A 17,788-nucleotide genomic window follows, 5' to 3' on the forward strand; every position below is an offset into this window, starting at 1 on the left:
GGACGGTTGAGTGCATATAGGGGGAGGACCTGCCCTCGGAGCAGCGCGACGTCGGGCAGGGCAGTTTGTCCGCACGCCGGCCGTCGGGGTGGCCGCAGTTCTGACGCCTCTCGTGCTGGCGGGCGCGGTCGGCGCCTCGGCACCGAGTGCGAATGTCCCCACGCGGGATTCCGCAGTCATGCCGCTGGCCGCCGTCGTCCCCGCACCCGACGATCAATCCGGCGTCTCGGTCGTCGCGGTCACCAAGGCGCCGGCGCCGTTCCGCACCGTCGCCAGCACCGCCTCTGCTCCCCCGCCGCCGGTCGTGGTGAATGCCCCTGGCACACTGCGGATTCCGTCGGTGAACCTGGCCGCCTACCGCAACGCGGAGACGATGATGGCGGCGGCCTACCCCGGCTGCGGCGTGAGCTGGAACCTGCTGGCAGGCATCGGCCGCATCGAGTCGATGCACTCCTACGGCGGCGCGACGGACTCCCGCGGAAACGCGGTGCGCCCGATCTACGGCCCCACGCTGGACGGCACCCTGGCCGGCAACGAGGTCATCGTGGAGAGCCGGACCGCCGACCGGGTCGTCTATGCCCGCGCCATGGGCCCCATGCAGTTCCTGCCCGGAACATGGTCGCGCTACGCATCCGACGGTGACGGAGACGGTAAGGCCGACGTCCAGAACGTCTACGACGCCTCACTGGCGGCCGCGCGCTACCTGTGCAGCGGCGGGTTGAACCTGCGCAACCAGGCCGACGTGATGGCCGCGATCCTGCGCTACAACAACTCGATGGCGTATGCCCGGAACGTGCTGAGCTGGGCCGCGTCCTACGCGACCGGCGTGGTGCCCATGGACCTCCCGCCGATCACGGGCTCGGTACCCGAGCTGTCGTCGGCGGCGACCACTACCGACGACCTCCTGACCCATCTGGACCGCCGCGCAGGGCTCGGCCCCGGGCTGCCCATCAACGCTGCGGGCCTGCCCGCCACCGATCCGCTGTCGCTGATCCCGCTGATGGAACGCACCGACGTGGCCAGTCAGATCAACGCGCCTCTGCCCGGGTTCGCCGCCGGCCAATCCCTGGGCCCGCTGCCGGGTCCGATGCCCGAAGCGATGCCGCAGCCAGCCGCGCCCCCACCGCCGACCTGGGTGCCGCCGTGGGTTCAGCCGCCGCCCCAGAAGCCGGCCCAGTGCGCGGTGTTCTGCATTCAGGATCTGCCTGCCGCACCCGCACCCGCGCCTGCGCCCGCGGGTCCTCTCGGCCTGGCACCGGCACCGGCGTTGCCCGGTGCCCCCGCAGGTCCGGTGCCCCCCGCCCCCGGCCCGCTGGTACCCGCCGCGGCCCCCGCTCCCGGGCCGGCACCCGGTCCTGCTCCCGGCCCAGCACCGGGCCCCGTGGGCTGAACGCTCTCCTGAATTCGGGTCCTGAGGGCACCGCGGCCTAGACTCGCGGGTGATGTCCTCTACTCCGACAGACCTGGAAGCAGCCGTCCGCGCTGCGCTGAACAAGGTCATCGACCCCGAACTTCGACGGCCGATCACCGAAGTCGGCATGGTCAAGAACGTCACGGTCGACACCGACTCCTCGGTCCACGTCGAGGTGTACCTGACCACCGCGGCCTGCCCCAAGAAGACCGAGATCTCCGACCGGGTGACGCGTGCGGTGCAGGACGTGCCCGGTACCGGCTCGGTCAAGGTCACCCTCGACGTGATGAATGACGAGCAACGCGCCGAGCTGCGCAAGCAGTTGCGCGGCGATTCCCGCGAACCCGTCATCCCGTTCGCCCAGCCGGGGTCGCTGACCCGCGTGTACGCGGTCGCATCCGGAAAGGGCGGGGTCGGCAAGTCGAGCGTCACCGTGAATCTGGCCGCCGCGATGGCCGCTCGGGGCCTGTCCGTCGGGCTCCTCGACGCCGACATCTACGGCCACTCCGTGCCCAGGATGATGGGCACCGCCGACCGCCCGACACAGGTCGACTCGATGATCCTGCCGCCCGTCTCGCACGAGGTGCGGGTGATCTCCATCGCGATGTTCACCCAGGGCAACACCCCCGTCGTGTGGCGCGGGCCGATGCTGCACCGCGCGCTTCAGCAGTTTCTCGCCGATGTGTACTGGGGCGATTTGGACGTACTGCTGCTGGACCTCCCCCCTGGGACAGGCGACATCGCGATCTCCGTGGCCCAGTTGATCCCCGGCGCCGAGATCCTGGTCGTCACCACCCCCCAGCTGGCGGCCGCGGAGGTCGCCGAGCGCGCGGGTGCGATCGCGTTGCAGACGCGCCAGCGCATCGCCGGAGTCGTCGAGAACATGGTCGACGGGCCCGTCATCAAGATGTTCGGCGAAGGCGGCGGCAAGCATGTCGCCGAGAGCCTGTCGCGGTCCGTCGGCGCCGAGGTGCCGCTGCTGGGCCAGGTTCCGCTCGACCCCGAACTGGTGGCCGCCGGCGACTCCGGTGTCCCGCTGGTGCTCAGCGCTCCGGATTCGGCCGCGGGCAAGGAACTGCGCAAGATCGCCGATGCGCTGTCGAGCCGCAAGCGCGGCCTCGCCGGGATGTCACTCGGACTCGACCCGGCAGGTCGTTAGGTCGCGTCGGTGTCGAACGGGGTGGATCCCGTCGGCTCCGGTTGATTGACGGGAGCCGGACCGGGTCCCGATTGCGGCTTCTCCGGCGCGCTCTGACCGTTCTGCGCCTCCTGCGGTGAATCGAACTTGCCGGTGAAAATCGAGTCATCACCGTCGAGAAGATGCTTGGTCAGTGCCGCGCGCGGCGTCATGCCGCGCAACTTCTGCAGCTCAGACAGAGGCTCCCGCAGATCGTCGAAGTCTGCGCCGAGATCCTCGCGCAGCTGACTCGTCGCACCCGTCACGTAGTCGCGGGCCTGCCGCACGGCGCCCGCCGTCCAGCGGATGGCACCGGGCAGCCGCTCAGGTCCCAGGATCACCAACCCGGCGATCACCAGGACCAACATCTCGCCCCAGCCGACGTTGGCGAACATCGTTACGTGCTGTCGTCGCCGTTGGGCGTCACCGTCAGCGTCACCGGACGCCCGTCGCGTACCACCTCGATGGGTGCGGGCTGGCCGATCTTGAGCTGGCGCACCGCGACGATGAACTCGTCGGCGTCGGCGACCTCGCGGTCCCCCACCTTCACCACGACATCGTTCTCGACCAGACCCGCCGCCTCGGCGGGGCTGCCCGGCTTGATGTCGGCGATCTGCGCGCCCTTGGACACGTCGTTGCTCACAGACCGCGCCGTCAGGCCCAGCGTCGGGTGGGCGATCTTGCCGTTCTGGATCAGCGTCTCGACGACCTGCTTGACCTCGTTGACCGGGATCGCGAAGCCGAGGCCGCTGGCGCTGTCGGACAGCGACTTGCCCGCGGTGTTGATGCCGATGACCTCGGCATTCATGTTGATCAGCGGACCGCCGGAGTTGCCGTGGTTGATGGATGCGTCGGTCTGGACACCGTCGATGACGGTGTCGGTGTCAGAACCGTCGCCCGACAGCGGCACCGGACGGTGCAGCGCGCTGATGATGCCGTGGGTGACCGTGCTGCGCAGGCCTAGCGGTGCGCCCGCGGCGATCACTTCCTCACCCACCTGGATCTTCTCGGAATCACCCATCCGCGCGACGGAGAGGTTGTCGACGTTGTCGACCTTGAGCACCGCGAGGTCGGTCTTGGGATCGCGGCCGACCAGGTTCGCGGGGACCTCGCTGCCGTCGTTGAACACGACCGACATCTTGAAGTCGCTGGGGTTGGTGGCGGCCTCGGAGATCACGTGGTTGTTGGTGACGATGTAGCCGCGGCCGTCGACCACGACGCCGGAACCCTGCGAGCCCTCGGTGTCACTGGCCGCTTCGATCGTGACCACCGAATCAGCCACAGCAGCAGCAACTTTGGCGAATTGGCCCTGCGCCTCTTCGCCACCGTCGCTGCTGGTCTCCAGCGTTACCTTCGACGTGGTGAACGCGTTGACGACCTCGGCGGTCTTGCGGCCGACCACACCGCCGACGACGCCGATGACCAGGGCGAAGATGCCCAGGATGACCAGCGCGACGACGGAGACCTTGCCGCCGAACAGCACGTCACGCACACCGAGCTTGCCGACGGGGCCGCCCGGGGCGGCCGCGGGTGCGGTCTGGGTGATCGCGGGAGTCCCCAGCGCGGCGGGGGCACCCGGATTGCGCCACGGGTCGTCGGGTTCGTCGACGTCACCGGCGCGCTCGGCCTCGAGGGCGCCGGCGTCGGTCGGGTGCCGCTGCAGCGAGTCGCTCCCGGAGTACGGGCGGCCGAATGCCTCGGCGAGGACGGGGTCGGGGGGCGCATCTTTCGGTGTGAACTCGCCCTGGTCCCGGTACTTGTCGGCACCTTGGAAGGAGCCGTCCACTCCGGTCGGCCTGCCGAACGCGCGCTGCGCCGCAGGGTCCACAGGAGGCCGCGACACCGGCCGCGGCGCAAGACGTTCCCGACCGGTCTCGTCCAGATTGGTCACCCGTTCATCGCCCTTCCGTCACCCTGGCTGTCACTCACTGCGTCGAGGTGCCAGCAATCGCCGACACACGTCGACGGTCAGCGTCGTATCTACCCTACCGGCGCTTGCGACGAGCACGCTCTGTGCCGTCAGCCAACTGCGCGGATTCAGCTGGGTCCGGCGTGTCCACCGGAGTGTGGTTCGGGATCTGGGACAGGAGCCCCAGCAAAGAACTCGGCATGGCTACCGGACACGAGTCCCGCAACGCCTCACGGGCCTGCCGCTGCGCGTCGACCTCCATGGCGCACTCGGGACACAGCGACAGGTGATGCGCGGCGCGTAGGTGCGCCGTCATGCGCAGCTCACCGTCGGCGAACGCCGCAATGGCCTCGGTAGAGAGGTGCTCGGTCGAGCCGAACTGCCGCGGACCTACCGGGGCATCGCTTTGCGAAGCAAACTGCGACGGGAGCCAGGAGAACGCTCGGCGGAATGCATGTCCGGGATCGAACACCACCAAGCTCCTCTCCAGTCGGTGTCGTGCAGCCTGCCCAGTCGGAAGTCCTTACGTCGAATGTAGCGCGGCAACCCGTGTCGCATCGCGCGAACGTCAGGCGGACTTGGCCACGTCGCGACCACTGCCCGCATCCGAATGCCTGGCCAGGTACTCACGCAGCGCCTGCCGACCGCGGTGGATACGGCTGCGAACAGTGCCGAGCTTGACGCCGAGAGTCGCGCCGATCTCCTCATAGGACAGACCTTCGATGTCGCAGAGGACCACCGCGGCGCGGAATTCGGGCGCCAGCGAATCGAGCGCGGCCTGCAGGTCCGGCCCCAGCCGCGAATCGTGGTAGATCTGCTCGGGGTTCGGCTCGTCGGCGGGCACGCGGTCGTAATCCTCGGGCAGCGCCTCCATGCGGATGCGACCACGGCGGCGGACCATGTCCAGGAAGAGGTTGGTGGTGATGCGGTGCAACCAGCCCTCGAAGGTGCCCGGCTGGTAGTTCTGCACCGAGCGGAAGACGCGGATGAACGTCTCCTGCGTCAGGTCCTCGGCGTCGTGCTGGTTGCCCGACAAGCGGTAAGCCAGCCGGTAGACGCGATCGGCGTGCTGGCGGACTAGTTCGTCCCAGCTGGGCATGGCCGCGATGTCGCCCGTGGCGTCGAAGACCGCGGTGCCGGTCAGTTCGTCGGTCGGCTCCACCCATTCGGCGTCGGTGTACTGCTCGAGATGGGCCATCGAGACGGGTGATGCCACAGTGGAATTGACAGTCGTGGGGCCGTTCGAGGTGGTCGTCGGATCCTCCAGGTCGTGATGGCTGCGGTCAATTGACGGCGACCGCTCGAAATGCACAACGCGACCTGACTCGGTGTTGTTCCCCGGGAGCGCGGTGCCGATGCGTGCGCTGGGTGCGCCGTCTGTCATGCGATCACCGTCTCCTGTACGCGTATGGCAGGTATATGAGCAAACTGAACATTTCCTGAGAAACAGCGCTACCCCTTTTTCCACCAGGGAAAACGGGTGTGATCCCGGCTGCGGGCACCGGGCGTGTCGCTACTGACGGCGACCGGGCTTGGCTCTACGCTGCGGGCATGGCCAGCACCGATGAGCCCGGAGCCGGCTCCGGCGATTCCACCGCGCGGGCAAGCCAGGCGGAAGCGATCGTCCACCACGCCGAACATTCGATCTCCGAGGACGCCATCGTCGCGGCCGCGCGCGAACGCGCGGTCGACATCGGCGCCGGTGCGGTGACGCCGGCCGTAGGCGCGCTGCTGTGCGTGCTGGCCAAACTCACCGGCGCGAAGGCGGTGGTCGAGGTCGGCACCGGGGCCGGGGTCAGCGGGCTGTGGCTGCTGTCCGGCATGCGCGAGGACGGCGTGCTGACGACGATTGACGTCGAGCCCGAACACCAGCGCATCGCCAAGCAGGCATTCAGCGAGGCCGGTGTCGGCCCGGGGCGGACGAGGCTGATCAGCGGCCGCGCCCAGGAAGTGCTCACCAGGCTTGCCGACGAGTCCTACGACCTGGTGTTCATCGACGCCGAGCCCGCCGATCAGCCACAGTTCGTGCTCGAGGGTGTGCGCCTGCTGCGCGAGGGCGGGGCGATCGTCGTGCACCGCGCGGCGCTCGGTGGACGCGCGGGCGACGCCGCGGCCAAGGACAACGAGGTGGCCGCGGTCCGTGAGGCGGCACGGCTGATCGCCGAGGACGAGCGCCTGACGCCGGTGCTGATCCCGCTCGGCGACGGACTACTGGCCGCCGCCCGCGACTGACTGTCACTTTTCCACTCCCGTTCCGTCGCTCCACGAGCGCGCGCGTCTGTGCGCCGACACGCCGGTGAGGCCGTCGTTCTGCGCGCGCTCGACGCCCGGCACCGCGCGCAAGTGCACCCGATACACGGCGCGTCGCCGAGCAGACACGCGCGCTCGCGGTGCAAGTCCCTTCCCTTGATCTTGACGCTGGACTGAACGTGCGTTTAATGTGCTGAACATGCGTTCAGCCGACGATCTCACCGCCGCGGCCCGCATCCGCGATGCCGCCCTCGAATTGTTCGGCCGGGACGGCTTCGCGGTGAGCGTGCGCACGATCGCGACGGCGGCAGGGGTGAGCCCTGGGCTGGTCATCCACCACTTCGGCTCGAAGGACGGCCTGCGCAAGGCCTGCGACGACCACGTCATCGAGACGGTGTACGCGAGCAAGAGCGAGTCGATCCAGACCTCAGATCCCGCGACGTGGCTCGCGCAGATGGCCGAGATCGAGGAGTACGCGCCGCTGATGGCCTACCTCGTGCGCAGTCTGCAAACCGGCGGAGAGTTCGCAAAGAAGCTGTGGCGCAACATGATCGACAACGTCGAGCGGTACATGCAGGAAGGTGTCGAGGCCGGCACCGTCAAGCCGAGCGCGGATCCGAAAGCCCGGGCCCGCTTCCTGGCCATGGCCAACGGCGGCGGCTTCCTGCTCTACCTCCAGTTGCATGACAGCACCGACCTGCGCGTGGTTCTGCGCGACTACAGCGAGGACATGGTGCTTCCGGCTCTCGAGCTCTACACCCATGGGCTGATGGTGGATCCGACCATGTATGACGCCTTCCTCGCGCAGCGCAATCAGGGCATTCCGTTCACCTCGACAGAAGGAAGGCACGATGAGTGATCCCACATTGGCGGTCGAGATCAGTGGCCTGCAGAAGTCGTTCGGCCGCACCAAGGCCCTCGACGGCCTCGACCTCACGGTGGCCCCCGGCGACGTGGCAGGGTTCCTCGGACCCAACGGCGCCGGTAAGTCCACGACGATCCGTGTCCTGCTGGGCCTGCTGCGCGCCGACGGCGGCACCGCCCGCCTGCTCGGCGGGGACCCGTGGCGCGACGCCGTCTCCCTGCACCGCAGAATCGCCTATGTACCAGGCGATGTCACCCTCTGGCCCAACCTGACCGGCATGCAGGCCATCGATTTCCTCACCGCGCTGCGCGGCGACGGCGTCGACGACAAGCGTCGCGACCAGCTGATCGACCGATTCGAGCTCGACCCCCACAAGAAAGCGCGTACCTACTCCAAGGGCAACCGTCAGAAGGTCGCCATCGTGGCCGCGTTCAGCAGTCGCAGCGAGCTCTTCGTTCTCGACGAACCGACCTCCGGCCTGGACCCGTTGATGGAGCAGGCATTTCAGCAGTGCGTGCGTGAGGTCGCCGAACAGGGCGCCGCGGTGCTGCTGTCCAGCCACATCCTCGCCGAGGTCGAGAAGCTCTGCGACACCGTCACCATCGTCCGCGCCGGACGCACGGTGCGGTCGGGAACGCTGGCCGAGATGCGCCACCTGATGCGCACCACCGTCACGGCGCGCACCCGGGGGGACGGTCGCGGCCTGGAACGCGCGCCGTATGTCCACGATCTGCGCGCTGACGACGGCCTGTGGCATTTCTCGGTGGACCGCGACCACCTCGACCGCGCGATGTCCGATCTCACCGGGCTCGGTATCGACGAATTGACCGTCGCACCAGCGTCATTGGAGGACTTGTTCCTGCGCGAATATCAAGGTGCCCAGCGGTGAGCACCGCAACGGTGACCGCGCAACACCGGCACGCAGCCGCACCCTCGGCGTCGCCGTGGACCGGCACCGGCCATCTCATCCGGCTCGCCCTCAGGCGTGACCGAGTGCGCCTGTCCGTGTGGATTGTCGCGCTGACACTGATGATGGCCTATGCCCCGCAGGCGATCACACTCGCCTACCCCGAGGAGGCGCAGCGCCAGGCCAGGGTGGATCTACTCAAGACACCCGCCGGAATGATGCTGGGCGGCCCCATGTTCGGCGGCAATGAGACCGAACTCGGCGCCATGATCGCCAACGAGATGATGCTGACGCTCATCGTCGCCACCTCGATCCTGTCGATTCTCACGGTGATTCGGCACACCCGCGCCGAAGAGGAGGGCGGCGCCGCCGAGCTCGTCCTCGCCTCGGTTGTCGGCCGCTATGCACGTACCACCGCGGCGCTGACCGTGGTGGCCGGCGTCAACGCCGTCCTCGCCGCGACGATGACGGCGGCGATGGTCGCCGCCGGTTTCGAACCCGCCGACACGGCGGCGATGTGTCTCGGCGTCACGGCGGTGGCCATGGTGTTCGGTGCCGTCGCCGCGGTGACAGCACAGATGTGGCGCGTCGCGCGCGCCGCCACGGGGGCTGCGATGGCGACCCTGGCCGTCGCGGCGCTCATTCGCGGCATCGGCGACGTGATCGACAACTCCGGCAGCGCACTGAGCTGGTTCTCCCCGATCGCCTGGGCACAACAGATGCGGGCGTTCGTCGACCTTCGCTGGTGGCCGTTGGCCCTTCTCGTCGCGCTGACCGCGGGGCTGGTCGCGGTGGCAGGCGCTTTGGACGCGCGACGCCAGTACGACGACGGCACCGTCGCCTCGCGGGGCGAGCGGCCCGGCGCGCGGCCCGTGCGCGGGGTACTCGGCTTACACCTGACCCTGCAGCGAGGTCAGACCATCGGCTGGTCGACCGGTCTGTTCGTCGCCGGGTTGGCATTCGGGTCGATGACGAAGTCGCTGCTCGAAGGAGCGGAGAGCAACGAGCTCATCGCCCGCGTCGTCTCGACGCAGGGGACGGACGGCGTCTACACGACGATGACGCAATTCCTGGCCGCAGCGGCGGGTGCCTACGTGGTCTCGGCGGTGCTTCGGGTCGATGCCGACGAGCAGTCCGGACTCGGTGAGGTGGTGTTGGCGGGTGCGGTGTCGCGTCGGCGCTGGCTGACGACCGCCCTCGTGTCGGCGATCCTCGGGGCCGCGGTGCTGATGTTCTTCGCCGGCCTCGGCAACGGCCTCGGCGCCGGCGTCACGGTCGGTGACGCGGGCACCGTGCTGAAGCTGACGGTGGCCGCCTTGGCGTTCATCCCGGCGCTTTCCGTGCTGGCCGGGGTGGCCGCTCTCGCCGTCGCACTGCGGCAGACCTGGATCGGTTGGCTGGCAGTCGCTTTCGTCGTGCTGTCGCTGTACCTGGGCGCGCTACTGCGCCTGCCCCGGTGGCTGATCGACCTGTCGCCGGTGGGCCGCACGACGGTGCCCGTCGACGTGTCCGTCCCTACGTTGATCGTCATGGCTGTGATCGCAACGGGTTTGACGGTGGTCGCCGGACTGTTCTACCAGCGGCGAGACGCGGTGTAGGAGCCGAAGATGAGGATGGCCGCGCAGGCGCTGGCGTCGACGGTGTTCGGCATCGCGTTCTTCGGCGTCGCACTGTTCGTTCCCGCCGGCACCATCCACTACTGGCAGGCACGGATTTTCGTGGCGGTGTTCGCGGTGACCACGATTGTGCCTTCCGTCGTGCTCGCGGCGCGGTACCCCGACGCCCTCGCCCGCCGGATGAAGGCGGGACCGACAGCGGAAAGTCGGCCCGTGCAACGGATCATCATCACCTTGACCGTGGTGCTGGTGTTCGCGACGTTAGCGCTGTCGGCTCTCGACCACCGCTTCGGCTGGTCGTCGGTGCCGACGTGGCTCATCATCGTCGGCAACCTCGCGGTCGCGATAGGGCTGAGCATCGCGCAACTGGTGATCGTTCAGAACAACTACGCGGCGGCCACGATCAGGGTGGAGGCCGACCAACCGCTGGTCTCGACGGGTCTGTACGGACTGGTGCGCCACCCGATGTACCTCGGCACCATGATCATGATGATCGGCATACCACCGGCACTGGATTCGTTGTGGGGCCTGCTCGGCGTCGCGGTCGCGGTGCCGGTGCTGGCGGCCCGCATCCTCGACGAGGAGAAGATGCTCGACGCCGAACTCGCCGGCTATCGCGAGTACACGCACCAGGTGCGGTATCGGCTGATCCCGGGTGTGTGGTGACGGCGGGACGGACCGGACCCGCCGCATACTGGTTCCATGGAGCTGCTCACCGGGTTCGGCCTGGCGACAGCCGCGGGCCTCAATGCCTACATCCCGCTGCTCTTACTCGGAATCCTGGCGCGCTTCACCGACCTGGTGTCGCTGCCCGCCGGCTGGTCGTGGCTGGAGAACGGCTGGGTGATGACGATCGTCGCCGTCCTGCTCGTCGTCGAGATCGTCGCCGACAAGGTGCCGGCACTCGACAGCGTCAACGACGTCGTCCAGACATTCGTGCGGCCGACCTCGGGCGGCATCGTGTTCGGATCCGGGACCGCCGCGCAGACGGCGACGGTGACCGACCCCGGTGCGTTCGCGGAATCCGGCCAATGGATTCCGGTGGCCGTCGGAGTGGCCGTCGCACTGGGGGTGTCGCTGACGAAGTCGACGTTGCGGCCCGCGGCCAACGTCGCGACGGCGGGCATGGCCGCACCGGTGCTGAGCACCGTCGAGGATTTCGCCAGCGTCGCGCTGGTGTTCTTCGCGATCCTGGTGCCTGTCCTCGTGCTGGTGGCAGTGATTGCGCTGAGTTGGGCAGCGGTCAGTATCCTCCGCCGCCGCCGGGCGAGACAACGCACAGGCGGGCGCTGAGCCGTGGCCACCCGCCGAACGCGGGTATCCCGCCCGTCATGCAGACGTTTCTGCCCTGTCAGGGATTCACCGAGTCGGCGCGGGTGCTCGACACGAAGCGACTCGGCAAGCAGCGGGTCGAGGCCATCCAGGTGCTGCGCGCCCTGACCGTCCCCGGCTACGGCTGGCGTCGCCACCCCGCCGCGGCGATGTGGGCCGGCTACGAGGAAGCGCTCGTGCGCTACGGACTCGACGTCTGCGCCGTGTGGTGCGCGCAGGGCCGCGACGACACCTGCGCGGCGACCCTGCAGAGCGACCTCGCGGAAGCGACCGGGCTGTCGTCGATCCGCACCCAGGACGAGTTGGCCGCCGCCGACGAGCTTCCACCGTGGCTCGGCGACACCGAGTTTCACCTCAGCCATCAGTCGGCCCTGGTGCGCAAGGACCCGGAACACTATCGGGCGCTGTTTCCCGCGGTACCCGACGACCTGATGTACGTCTGGCCCGCCTCAGATCGTCCGCGGCGGATACCGGTCAGCTGACGGTCGTCACGCCGGTCAGATCCAGACACCCTTGCCGACGGCCACCACACCTCCGGCGCTGACGGAGAAACGCTCACGATCTTTCTCCAGGTCGACCCCGACCATCTCCCCGGGGCCGACGACGACGTTCTTGTCGAGGATGGCGTGACGGACCACCGCGCCACGCCCGATGCGGGCGCCCGGCATGATCACGCTTCCCTCTACGATCGCACCGTCGTCGATGACGACATTGGACGACAGCACCGAATTACGCACGGACGCAGCCGAAATGATGCTGCCTGCGCCGACCACCGACTCCTGCGCGGAGCCGCCGTTGACGAACTTGGCCGGCGCGAGGTTCTCGGCGCCGCCGCGGATGGGCCAGCGCTTGTTGTAGAGGTTGAACACCGGGTGAACGGACACCAGATCCATGTGCGCGTCGTAGAACGCATCGAGGGTCCCGACGTCGCGCCAGTACCCGTGATCGCGTTCGGTGGCGCCGGGCACCTCGTTGTTGTTGAAGTCGTACACCGCGGCCATGCCGTCTTCCACGAGACGGGGAATGATGTCGCCGCCCATGTCGTGGTCGGAGTCGTCATCGTCGGCGTCCGCCCGGATCGCATCGATCAGCACCTTGGTGGTGAAGATGTAATTGCCCATCGACACGAACGTCTGCTCCGGATCGTCGGGCGTTCCGGGCGGGTTCGCCGGTTTCTCGATGAAGCCCCGGATTCGTCCCGAATCGTCGGCGTCGATGCAGCCGAACGCGCTCGCTTCGGAGCGCGGCACCCTGATCCCGGCGACCGTCGCACCGGCGCCGCTTTCGATGTGCTGCTGAACCATCTGCTCGGGGTCCATGCGATAGACGTGGTCCGCACCGAAAATCACGATGTAGTCGGGATCCTCGTCGTAGATCAGGTTCATCGACTGATAGATCGCGTCTGCCGAGCCGGTGTACCAGCGCGGGCCGAGCCGCTGCTGCGCCGGGACGGGCGTGATGTACTCACCGGCAAGCCCGGAAAGCCGCCAGTTCTGCGAGATGTGACGGTCCAGCGAATGCGACTTGTATTGCGTGAGCACGCAGATGCGCAGATAGCGGGCATTGACGAGATTCGAGAGCACGAAGTCGATGAGCCGATAGCCGCCGCCGAAGGGAACGGCGGGCTTGGCGCGGTCGGCCGTCAGCGGATAAAGGCGCTTCCCCTCCCCGCCGGCGAGGACGATGCCCAGCACATGTGGCGCTTCCCTCATGATGCCAACCTATCCGCAGGCAAGGACAGGGGCCACCCATTCGTGCTTTTGCGGCGAGTTCTCGGGCTGTCCGTCAAGACAATTCGGGATGCTTCGCACCGCGTGGCGAAGTTGGATACGGTCACAGGATGCGGGTGGCGATGATGACACGGGAATATCCACCCGAGGTGTACGGCGGGGCCGGCGTCCACGTCACGGAGCTCGTCGCCCAGCTGCGACGGCTGTGCGAAGTCGACGTGCACTGCATGGGCGCGCCTCGGCCCGGGGTGACGGTCGCCCAACCCGACCCCGCGCTCACCGGCGCCAACGCGGCGTTGGCGACGTTGTCCGCCGACCTGTCCATGGTCAACTCCGCCTCCGCGGCCACGGTCGCTCATTCGCACACGTGGTACGCCGGGATGGCGGGACATCTCTCAGCCATGCTGTACGGCATACCCCACGTTCTGACCGCCCATTCCCTCGAGCCGATGCGGCCGTGGAAAGCCGAGCAACTCGGCGGTGGTTATCGCATCTCGTCCTGGGTGGAGAAGACGGCTGTCGAGGCCGCCGACGCCGTCATCGCGGTCAGCTCCGGGATGCGCGAGGACGTCCTGCGCACATATCCGGCGCTGGATCCCGAGCGCGTGCACGTAGTGCTCAACGGAATCGACACCGACAAGTGGCATCCGGTCGAACCCGGCGGTGAGGACTCCGTGTTGACCGACCTCGGCGTCGATCTGTCGCGTCCGATCGTCGCGTTCGTCGGCCGGATCACGCGCCAGAAGGGGGTGGCCCACCTGGTGGCCGCCGCCCACCAGTTCGCCCCCGAGGTCCAGCTGGTGCTCTGCGCGGGCGCGCCCGACACCCCCGAGATCGCCGAGGAGATCGCGTCAGCGGTCCAGGCCCTGTCGGACGCGCGCACGGGGGTGTTCTGGGTCCGGGAGATGCTGCCGCAGCCGAAGATCGACGAAATACTGTCGGCAGCAACGGTTTTCGTGTGCCCGTCGGTGTACGAACCGCTCGGGATCGTCAACCTCGAGGCGATGGCCTGCGGCACGGCTGTCGTGGCCTCCGACGTCGGCGGGATCCCCGAGGTCGTCGCCGACCAGCAGACCGGTCTGCTGGTGCACTACAGCCCGGACGACACCGTGACCTTCGAACAGGACCTGGCTTCCGCGGTCAACACTCTGGTCGCCGACCCGGACAGGGCTCACCGGTACGGCGCGGCCGGACGCCGTCGGTGTATCGACGAATTCTCCTGGGCACAGATCGCCGAGCAGACCCTGGAGATCTACCGGAGAGTCTCGGCGTAGGCGACAGGCGTACGGAACAGGGGGAGCTAGCTCGTCACGCCCTTGAGCTCGTCGCCGAGCGCAGCAGCTTCCTCCGGCGTGAGTTCGACGACAAGGCGGCCACCGCCTTCCAATGGAACCCGCATCACGATGCCTCGCCCCTCCTTGGTTGCTTCCAGTGGACCGTCTCCGGTCCGGGGCTTCATCGCCGCCATCGAGTGCTCCCTCCACCATGGGCCGCCCGTCAGGGCTTGGTCTTTCAACGAACCGGTCTGTCCTTGAGCCGGCGCCAGGCACCATCCGCATGCTCTGACAGCACCCGACTCTGAACTGCTACAGGCCTCCATTGTTCCCTATCCGGGCCAGGTCGTGTGCGAAGACCCGGCTATAGCTGCCCGGATGGTCCATTCCGATTCGCTGTGCCGCTCTCCCGGATCGCCTCGACGACAAGGACCGACCTTCGTCAGCTGTCCGGGCGCGGCACCCAGCAGGCGGACACATGGTCATCGACCATGCCGGTCGCCTGCATCAGCGCGTAGGCCGTGGTGGGGCCGACGAACCGCATGCCGCGCTTCTTGAGTTCCTTGGCCATCGCCTTCGATTCGGCCGTCACCGCGGCAACGTCCGACAGGCTCGCAGGCCGCACCCGCGTCGCGCGATCGGCTGGGGCGAAGGACCACAACAACTCTGCGAGGTCGACCCCGTCGTCGGCCATGTCCGCGACCACACGGGCGTTGGCGATCGTGGCCTCGATCTTGGCGCGGTTGCGCACAATTCCGGCATCTGCCATCAGTCGCTCGACGTCGCGGTCGCCGTAGCCGGCAATGCGTTCGACGTCGAACCCGTCGAAGGCGGCGCGGAAGTTCTCCCGTTTGCGCAAGATGATCAGCCACGACAGCCCGCTCTGGAATGCCTCGAGGCTGACGCGCTCGAACAGCGCCGCCGAATCACGAAGCGGGCGGCCCCATTCGGTGTCGTGGTAGTCGCGGTACAGCTCGAAATCGTCTGCGGACAACCGTGACTGGTCGATCCACCCGCAGCGGATCCTGGTGTCGGCCTCGGCTGCGGTCACGCGTCGTCCCGGGCGAGCTCCGGCGGCAACGCGTGTGCGGGCTCTGCGACCTCGTCGGCCGGGTCGGTGATGCCGTGAGCGGCGCGCACCGCCGCGAGCTCACCGCGCAGTGCGTCGAGTTCCTGGCCCAACCGGTCGAGCACCCAGTCGACCTCGCTGGTCTTGTAGCCGCGCAGCGTCTGGGTGAACTTGACCGCGTCGACATCGGCGCCCGTCACCCCCGACGCGGGCAGCACCGTGGCGGTGGTGCCCTTCGGCAACGGCGGAAGCACCTCGCCGCGGCCGAACAGCACCGAGCCGACGGCGAACAGCACGATGCCGACGAGAACCAGCACGACGAGATACAGCAGGACGAGAGTCACCCCTCGATACTGCCCGAAGGCGGCGACAAATCTCAGCGTGGCCGCAGCGTGACCATGGGCGGACGGTCGGCCAACGAGACCGTCGACGTCCTCGGCGTGTAGTCCTCGCCGTCGGCGAAGAACTGCGTGAGCCCGACACCGGAGTCCGGGATGCCGCACCGAGACAGCAGCGTGGCGATGACCTGCCTGCTCATCGCGGCCAGCTCCGTCAAGGGGCGATTGCGGTGGGTGCGCACGCCGAGGTTGACCTGGGCGATGGCGTCGAGCCCCAGGCGGTCGTAGGTGTCGATGAGCAGACCGATCTCGACGCCGTAGCCGGGGGCGAACGGCACCGCGGTCAGCAGCTCGCGGGTGCCCGCGTACTCCCCGCCCAAGGGCTGGTACAGGCACATCAACTCGGGGCGCAAAGCCGCGAGCAGCGGACGCGCGACCAGTTCGGTGACGCGGCCGCCGCCGTTGGCGTCCTCCTTGCCGCTGACCTTCAGAGGTCGCCGATAGAAGCCCTTGACCAGATGCACACCGTCGGAGGTGAGCAGCGGGCCGAGAAGCTTCGGGACGAACATCGGATCGGGGTCGATCAGGTCTGAATCGACGAACGCGATGACGTCACCGGTCGTCGCCGCCAGCGAGCGCCACAGCACTTCACCCTTGCCCGGCTGCGGCGCGACTTCGGGCAGCGCCACCTCACGGCTGACCACCCTGGCCCCCGCGGCGACCGCGCGAATCTCGGTGTCGTCGGTGGAGCCCGAGTCGAGCACGATCAGCTCGTCGACGAGCCCACCGAGCAGCGGGGTGATCGTCTCCACCACGCTGGCGACGGTCTCCTCTTCGTTGAGAGCGGGCAGCACGACCGACACCGTGCGTCCGCGCTTGGCGGCTTCCAGTTCGGCGAGCGTCCAGCTCGGCCGGCTCCAGCTGTGGTCGTTGAGCCACGGGTGGTCGGCCACCCCGTGCGCGGTCAATTCGTCGACCCGATCGGACAGAACGGTCATGCCAGTCCCCTCACCGTGTGTTTCGGCTGACGGGCGCCTTGGATCGACGCAACCATCTCCAGTACCCGACGTGTGGGCCCCACCTCGTGTACCCGGAACATCGCGGCTCCCTCGGCGGCGGCGAGTGCCGTCGCGGCCAGGGTGCCCTCCAGGCGTTCGGTGAGGCTCACACCCAGAGTTTCCCCGACGAAATCCTTGTTGCTCAGCGCCATCAGGACCGGCCATCCAGTTTTTACAAGGTCTTCTACGTGGCGCAACAAACTAAGACCGTGATAAGTGTTCTTGCCGAAATCGTGGGTCGGATCGATGACGATGCCGTCCCGACGCACACCGAGGGCGACCGCCCGCTCCGCCGCTGAGGTCACCTCGGCGATGACGTCGTCGACGACGCCCCGCTCGGACAGCCCGTAGTTGACGCGGAACGGCCGCGTCCGCGGCACCGCGCCGCCGGTGTGCGAACACACCAGCCCGGCGTTGAACTCGGCCGCGACCCCCGCCAGGTCGGGATCGGCCCCGCCCCACGTGTCGTTGATGAGGTCCGCACCGGCCGCACACGCCTGCTTGGCGACCTCGGCACGCCAGGTGTCGACGCTGATCAGCTGATCGGGGAAGGTGCCGCGCAGCCATTCGATGAACGGCACGACCCGCGCGATCTCCTCGTCGACGTCGACCATCGCGCCCGGGCCGGCCTTGACCCCGCCGACGTCGACGATGTCCGCACCGTCCCGGATGACGCGGCCGGCAGCTTCTTTGGCCGCGTCGTCGGTGAATGTGGCGCCGCGGTCGTAGAACGAGTCCGGCGTCCGGTTCACGATCGCCATGATCAGCGCGCGATCACCCGCCACCGGGCGCCCGAGAAACGTCGACTGCACGTCACCAGGCTACGTTTTGCCGCGATTTGGGCGTGCTCGT

20 protein-coding genes are annotated in these 17,788 nt (G+C 68.3%); 10 read left to right on the plus strand and 10 right to left on the minus strand.

Going from position 1 to position 17,788, the window contains the following annotated elements:
* Positions 1 to 10: 10 nt before the first annotated feature.
* Together ACAG24_RS19450 and ACAG24_RS19455 are read left to right on the plus strand one after the other, a co-directional pair.
* Complete coding sequence (locus ACAG24_RS19450; RefSeq protein ID WP_370474921.1) at positions 11 to 1,390, plus strand: lytic transglycosylase domain-containing protein; 1,380 nt, start codon at positions 11 to 13, stop codon at positions 1,388 to 1,390.
* Between the two features lie 52 nt (positions 1,391 to 1,442).
* Complete coding sequence (locus ACAG24_RS19455) at positions 1,443 to 2,570, plus strand: Mrp/NBP35 family ATP-binding protein (RefSeq protein WP_370474922.1); 1,128 nt, start codon at positions 1,443 to 1,445, stop codon at positions 2,568 to 2,570.
* On the opposite strand, the gene tatB is transcribed toward ACAG24_RS19455, so the two are convergent.
* The 4 genes from tatB to sigE form a co-directional block, all read right to left on the minus strand.
* The gene (gene tatB / locus ACAG24_RS19460; protein WP_370474923.1) at positions 2,567 to 2,983 is read right to left on the minus strand and encodes a Sec-independent protein translocase protein TatB; all 417 of its coding nucleotides are present in this window, start codon (positions 2,981 to 2,983) and stop codon (positions 2,567 to 2,569) included. The genes ACAG24_RS19455 and tatB overlap by 4 nt on opposite strands.
* Positions 2,984 to 2,985: 2 nt before the next feature.
* Positions 2,986 to 4,479: a serine protease HtrA gene (gene htrA, locus ACAG24_RS19465; RefSeq protein ID WP_370474924.1), complete on the minus strand. Its 1,494-nt coding sequence runs from the start codon at positions 4,477 to 4,479 to the stop codon at positions 2,986 to 2,988.
* Positions 4,480 to 4,573: 94 nt separating this feature from the next.
* Positions 4,574 to 4,969, minus strand: a complete 396-nt coding sequence (gene rseA / locus ACAG24_RS19470) for an anti-sigma E factor RseA (RefSeq protein ID WP_370474925.1) — start codon at positions 4,967 to 4,969, stop codon at positions 4,574 to 4,576.
* A gap of 96 nt (positions 4,970 to 5,065) precedes the next feature.
* Positions 5,066 to 5,881: an RNA polymerase sigma factor SigE gene (gene sigE / locus ACAG24_RS19475; RefSeq protein ID WP_370474926.1), complete on the minus strand. Its 816-nt coding sequence runs from the start codon at positions 5,879 to 5,881 to the stop codon at positions 5,066 to 5,068.
* 167 nt (positions 5,882 to 6,048) lie between these two features.
* On the opposite strand from sigE, the gene ACAG24_RS19480 reads away from it, so the two are divergent.
* The 7 genes from ACAG24_RS19480 (at position 6,049) to ACAG24_RS19510 (ending at position 11,949) form a co-directional block, all read left to right on the plus strand.
* A complete protein-coding gene (locus ACAG24_RS19480; protein WP_370474927.1) occupies positions 6,049 to 6,729 on the plus strand; it encodes an O-methyltransferase in 681 nt (226 codons plus the stop codon).
* A gap of 217 nt (positions 6,730 to 6,946) precedes the next feature.
* On the plus strand, positions 6,947 to 7,606 hold the full coding sequence (locus tag ACAG24_RS19485) for a TetR/AcrR family transcriptional regulator (RefSeq protein ID WP_370474928.1): 660 nt from the start codon (positions 6,947 to 6,949) through the stop codon (positions 7,604 to 7,606).
* Positions 7,599 to 8,501, plus strand: coding sequence for an ABC transporter ATP-binding protein (locus ACAG24_RS19490; protein ID WP_370474929.1), 903 nt, complete (start codon positions 7,599 to 7,601; stop codon positions 8,499 to 8,501). Before ACAG24_RS19485 ends, ACAG24_RS19490 begins: the two co-directional genes overlap by 8 nt.
* Positions 8,498 to 10,117 (plus strand): ABC transporter permease, encoded by a 1,620-nt coding sequence (locus ACAG24_RS19495; RefSeq protein WP_370474930.1) that lies wholly within the window; start codon positions 8,498 to 8,500, stop codon positions 10,115 to 10,117. The genes ACAG24_RS19490 and ACAG24_RS19495 overlap by 4 nt, the downstream gene beginning before the upstream one ends.
* Positions 10,118 to 10,126: 9 nt before the next feature.
* A complete protein-coding gene (locus ACAG24_RS19500; RefSeq protein ID WP_370474931.1) occupies positions 10,127 to 10,801 on the plus strand; it encodes a methyltransferase family protein in 675 nt (224 codons plus the stop codon).
* Positions 10,802 to 10,837: 36 nt separating this feature from the next.
* Positions 10,838 to 11,428, plus strand: a complete 591-nt coding sequence (locus ACAG24_RS19505; protein WP_370474932.1) for a DUF4126 domain-containing protein — start codon at positions 10,838 to 10,840, stop codon at positions 11,426 to 11,428.
* Positions 11,429 to 11,466: 38 nt separating this feature from the next.
* On the plus strand, positions 11,467 to 11,949 hold the full coding sequence (locus ACAG24_RS19510) for an MSMEG_6728 family protein (RefSeq protein ID WP_370474933.1): 483 nt from the start codon (positions 11,467 to 11,469) through the stop codon (positions 11,947 to 11,949).
* 15 nt (positions 11,950 to 11,964) lie between these two features.
* On the opposite strand, the gene glgC is transcribed toward ACAG24_RS19510, so the two are convergent.
* Positions 11,965 to 13,179, minus strand: coding sequence for a glucose-1-phosphate adenylyltransferase (gene glgC, locus ACAG24_RS19515; RefSeq protein WP_370474934.1), 1,215 nt, complete (start codon positions 13,177 to 13,179; stop codon positions 11,965 to 11,967).
* Positions 13,180 to 13,307: 128 nt separating this feature from the next.
* Between glgC and glgA the strand changes: the two genes are divergently transcribed.
* The gene (glgA, locus tag ACAG24_RS19520) at positions 13,308 to 14,471 is read left to right on the plus strand and encodes a glycogen synthase (RefSeq protein ID WP_370474935.1); all 1,164 of its coding nucleotides are present in this window, start codon (positions 13,308 to 13,310) and stop codon (positions 14,469 to 14,471) included.
* A 26-nt stretch (positions 14,472 to 14,497) separates the two neighbouring features.
* On the opposite strand, the gene ACAG24_RS19525 is transcribed toward glgA, so the two are convergent.
* The 5 genes from ACAG24_RS19525 to folP all read right to left on the minus strand — a co-directional run bounded on the left by ACAG24_RS19525 (position 14,498) and on the right by folP (position 17,748).
* Positions 14,498 to 14,665 carry a DUF3117 domain-containing protein gene (locus ACAG24_RS19525; RefSeq protein ID WP_003931055.1) on the minus strand — a complete coding sequence of 56 codons (168 nt, stop codon included), beginning with the start codon at positions 14,663 to 14,665 and terminating at the stop codon, positions 14,498 to 14,500.
* 248 nt (positions 14,666 to 14,913) lie between these two features.
* The gene (locus ACAG24_RS19530) at positions 14,914 to 15,522 is read right to left on the minus strand and encodes a DNA-3-methyladenine glycosylase I (RefSeq protein WP_370474936.1); all 609 of its coding nucleotides are present in this window, start codon (positions 15,520 to 15,522) and stop codon (positions 14,914 to 14,916) included.
* On the minus strand, positions 15,519 to 15,884 hold the full coding sequence (locus ACAG24_RS19535) for a DivIVA domain-containing protein (RefSeq protein ID WP_370474937.1): 366 nt from the start codon (positions 15,882 to 15,884) through the stop codon (positions 15,519 to 15,521). The genes ACAG24_RS19530 and ACAG24_RS19535 overlap by 4 nt, the downstream gene beginning before the upstream one ends.
* Before the next feature lie 32 nt (positions 15,885 to 15,916).
* Positions 15,917 to 16,876, minus strand: coding sequence for a glucosyl-3-phosphoglycerate synthase (locus ACAG24_RS19540; protein WP_370474938.1), 960 nt, complete (start codon positions 16,874 to 16,876; stop codon positions 15,917 to 15,919).
* Complete coding sequence (gene folP / locus ACAG24_RS19545; RefSeq protein ID WP_445206221.1) at positions 16,873 to 17,748, minus strand: dihydropteroate synthase; 876 nt, start codon at positions 17,746 to 17,748, stop codon at positions 16,873 to 16,875. The genes ACAG24_RS19540 and folP overlap by 4 nt, the downstream gene beginning before the upstream one ends.
* Between the last annotated feature and the right edge of the window lie 40 nt (positions 17,749 to 17,788).

The organism is Mycobacterium bulgaricum (genome assembly GCF_041287165.2).
Lineage (GTDB): Bacteria > Actinomycetota > Actinomycetes > Mycobacteriales > Mycobacteriaceae > Mycobacterium > Mycobacterium bulgaricum.

Excerpts from the sequence above, each read along its gene's own strand:
- ACAG24_RS19500 (WP_370474931.1), top strand. The coding sequence starts at position 10,127 with ATGAGGATGGCCGCGCAGGCGCTGGCGTCGACGGTGTTCGGCATCGCG.
- ACAG24_RS19510 (WP_370474933.1), top strand. The coding sequence starts at position 11,467 with ATGCAGACGTTTCTGCCCTGTCAGGGATTCACCGAGTCGGCGCGGGTG.
- ACAG24_RS19455 (WP_370474922.1), top strand. The coding sequence starts at position 1,443 with ATGTCCTCTACTCCGACAGACCTGGAAGCAGCCGTCCGCGCTGCGCTG.
- ACAG24_RS19505 (WP_370474932.1), top strand. The coding sequence starts at position 10,838 with ATGGAGCTGCTCACCGGGTTCGGCCTGGCGACAGCCGCGGGCCTCAAT.
- tatB (WP_370474923.1), bottom strand. The coding sequence starts at position 2,983 with ATGTTCGCCAACGTCGGCTGGGGCGAGATGTTGGTCCTGGTGATCGCC.
- ACAG24_RS19540 (WP_370474938.1), bottom strand. The coding sequence starts at position 16,876 with ATGACCGTTCTGTCCGATCGGGTCGACGAATTGACCGCGCACGGGGTG.
- glgC (WP_370474934.1), bottom strand. The coding sequence starts at position 13,179 with ATGAGGGAAGCGCCACATGTGCTGGGCATCGTCCTCGCCGGCGGGGAG.
- ACAG24_RS19485 (WP_370474928.1), top strand. The coding sequence starts at position 6,947 with ATGCGTTCAGCCGACGATCTCACCGCCGCGGCCCGCATCCGCGATGCC.
- ACAG24_RS19490 (WP_370474929.1), top strand. The coding sequence starts at position 7,599 with ATGAGTGATCCCACATTGGCGGTCGAGATCAGTGGCCTGCAGAAGTCG.
- glgA (WP_370474935.1), top strand. The coding sequence starts at position 13,308 with ATGCGGGTGGCGATGATGACACGGGAATATCCACCCGAGGTGTACGGC.
- sigE (WP_370474926.1), bottom strand. The coding sequence starts at position 5,881 with ATGACAGACGGCGCACCCAGCGCACGCATCGGCACCGCGCTCCCGGGG.
- ACAG24_RS19480 (WP_370474927.1), top strand. The coding sequence starts at position 6,049 with ATGGCCAGCACCGATGAGCCCGGAGCCGGCTCCGGCGATTCCACCGCG.
- ACAG24_RS19525 (WP_003931055.1), bottom strand. The coding sequence starts at position 14,665 with ATGGCGGCGATGAAGCCCCGGACCGGAGACGGTCCACTGGAAGCAACC.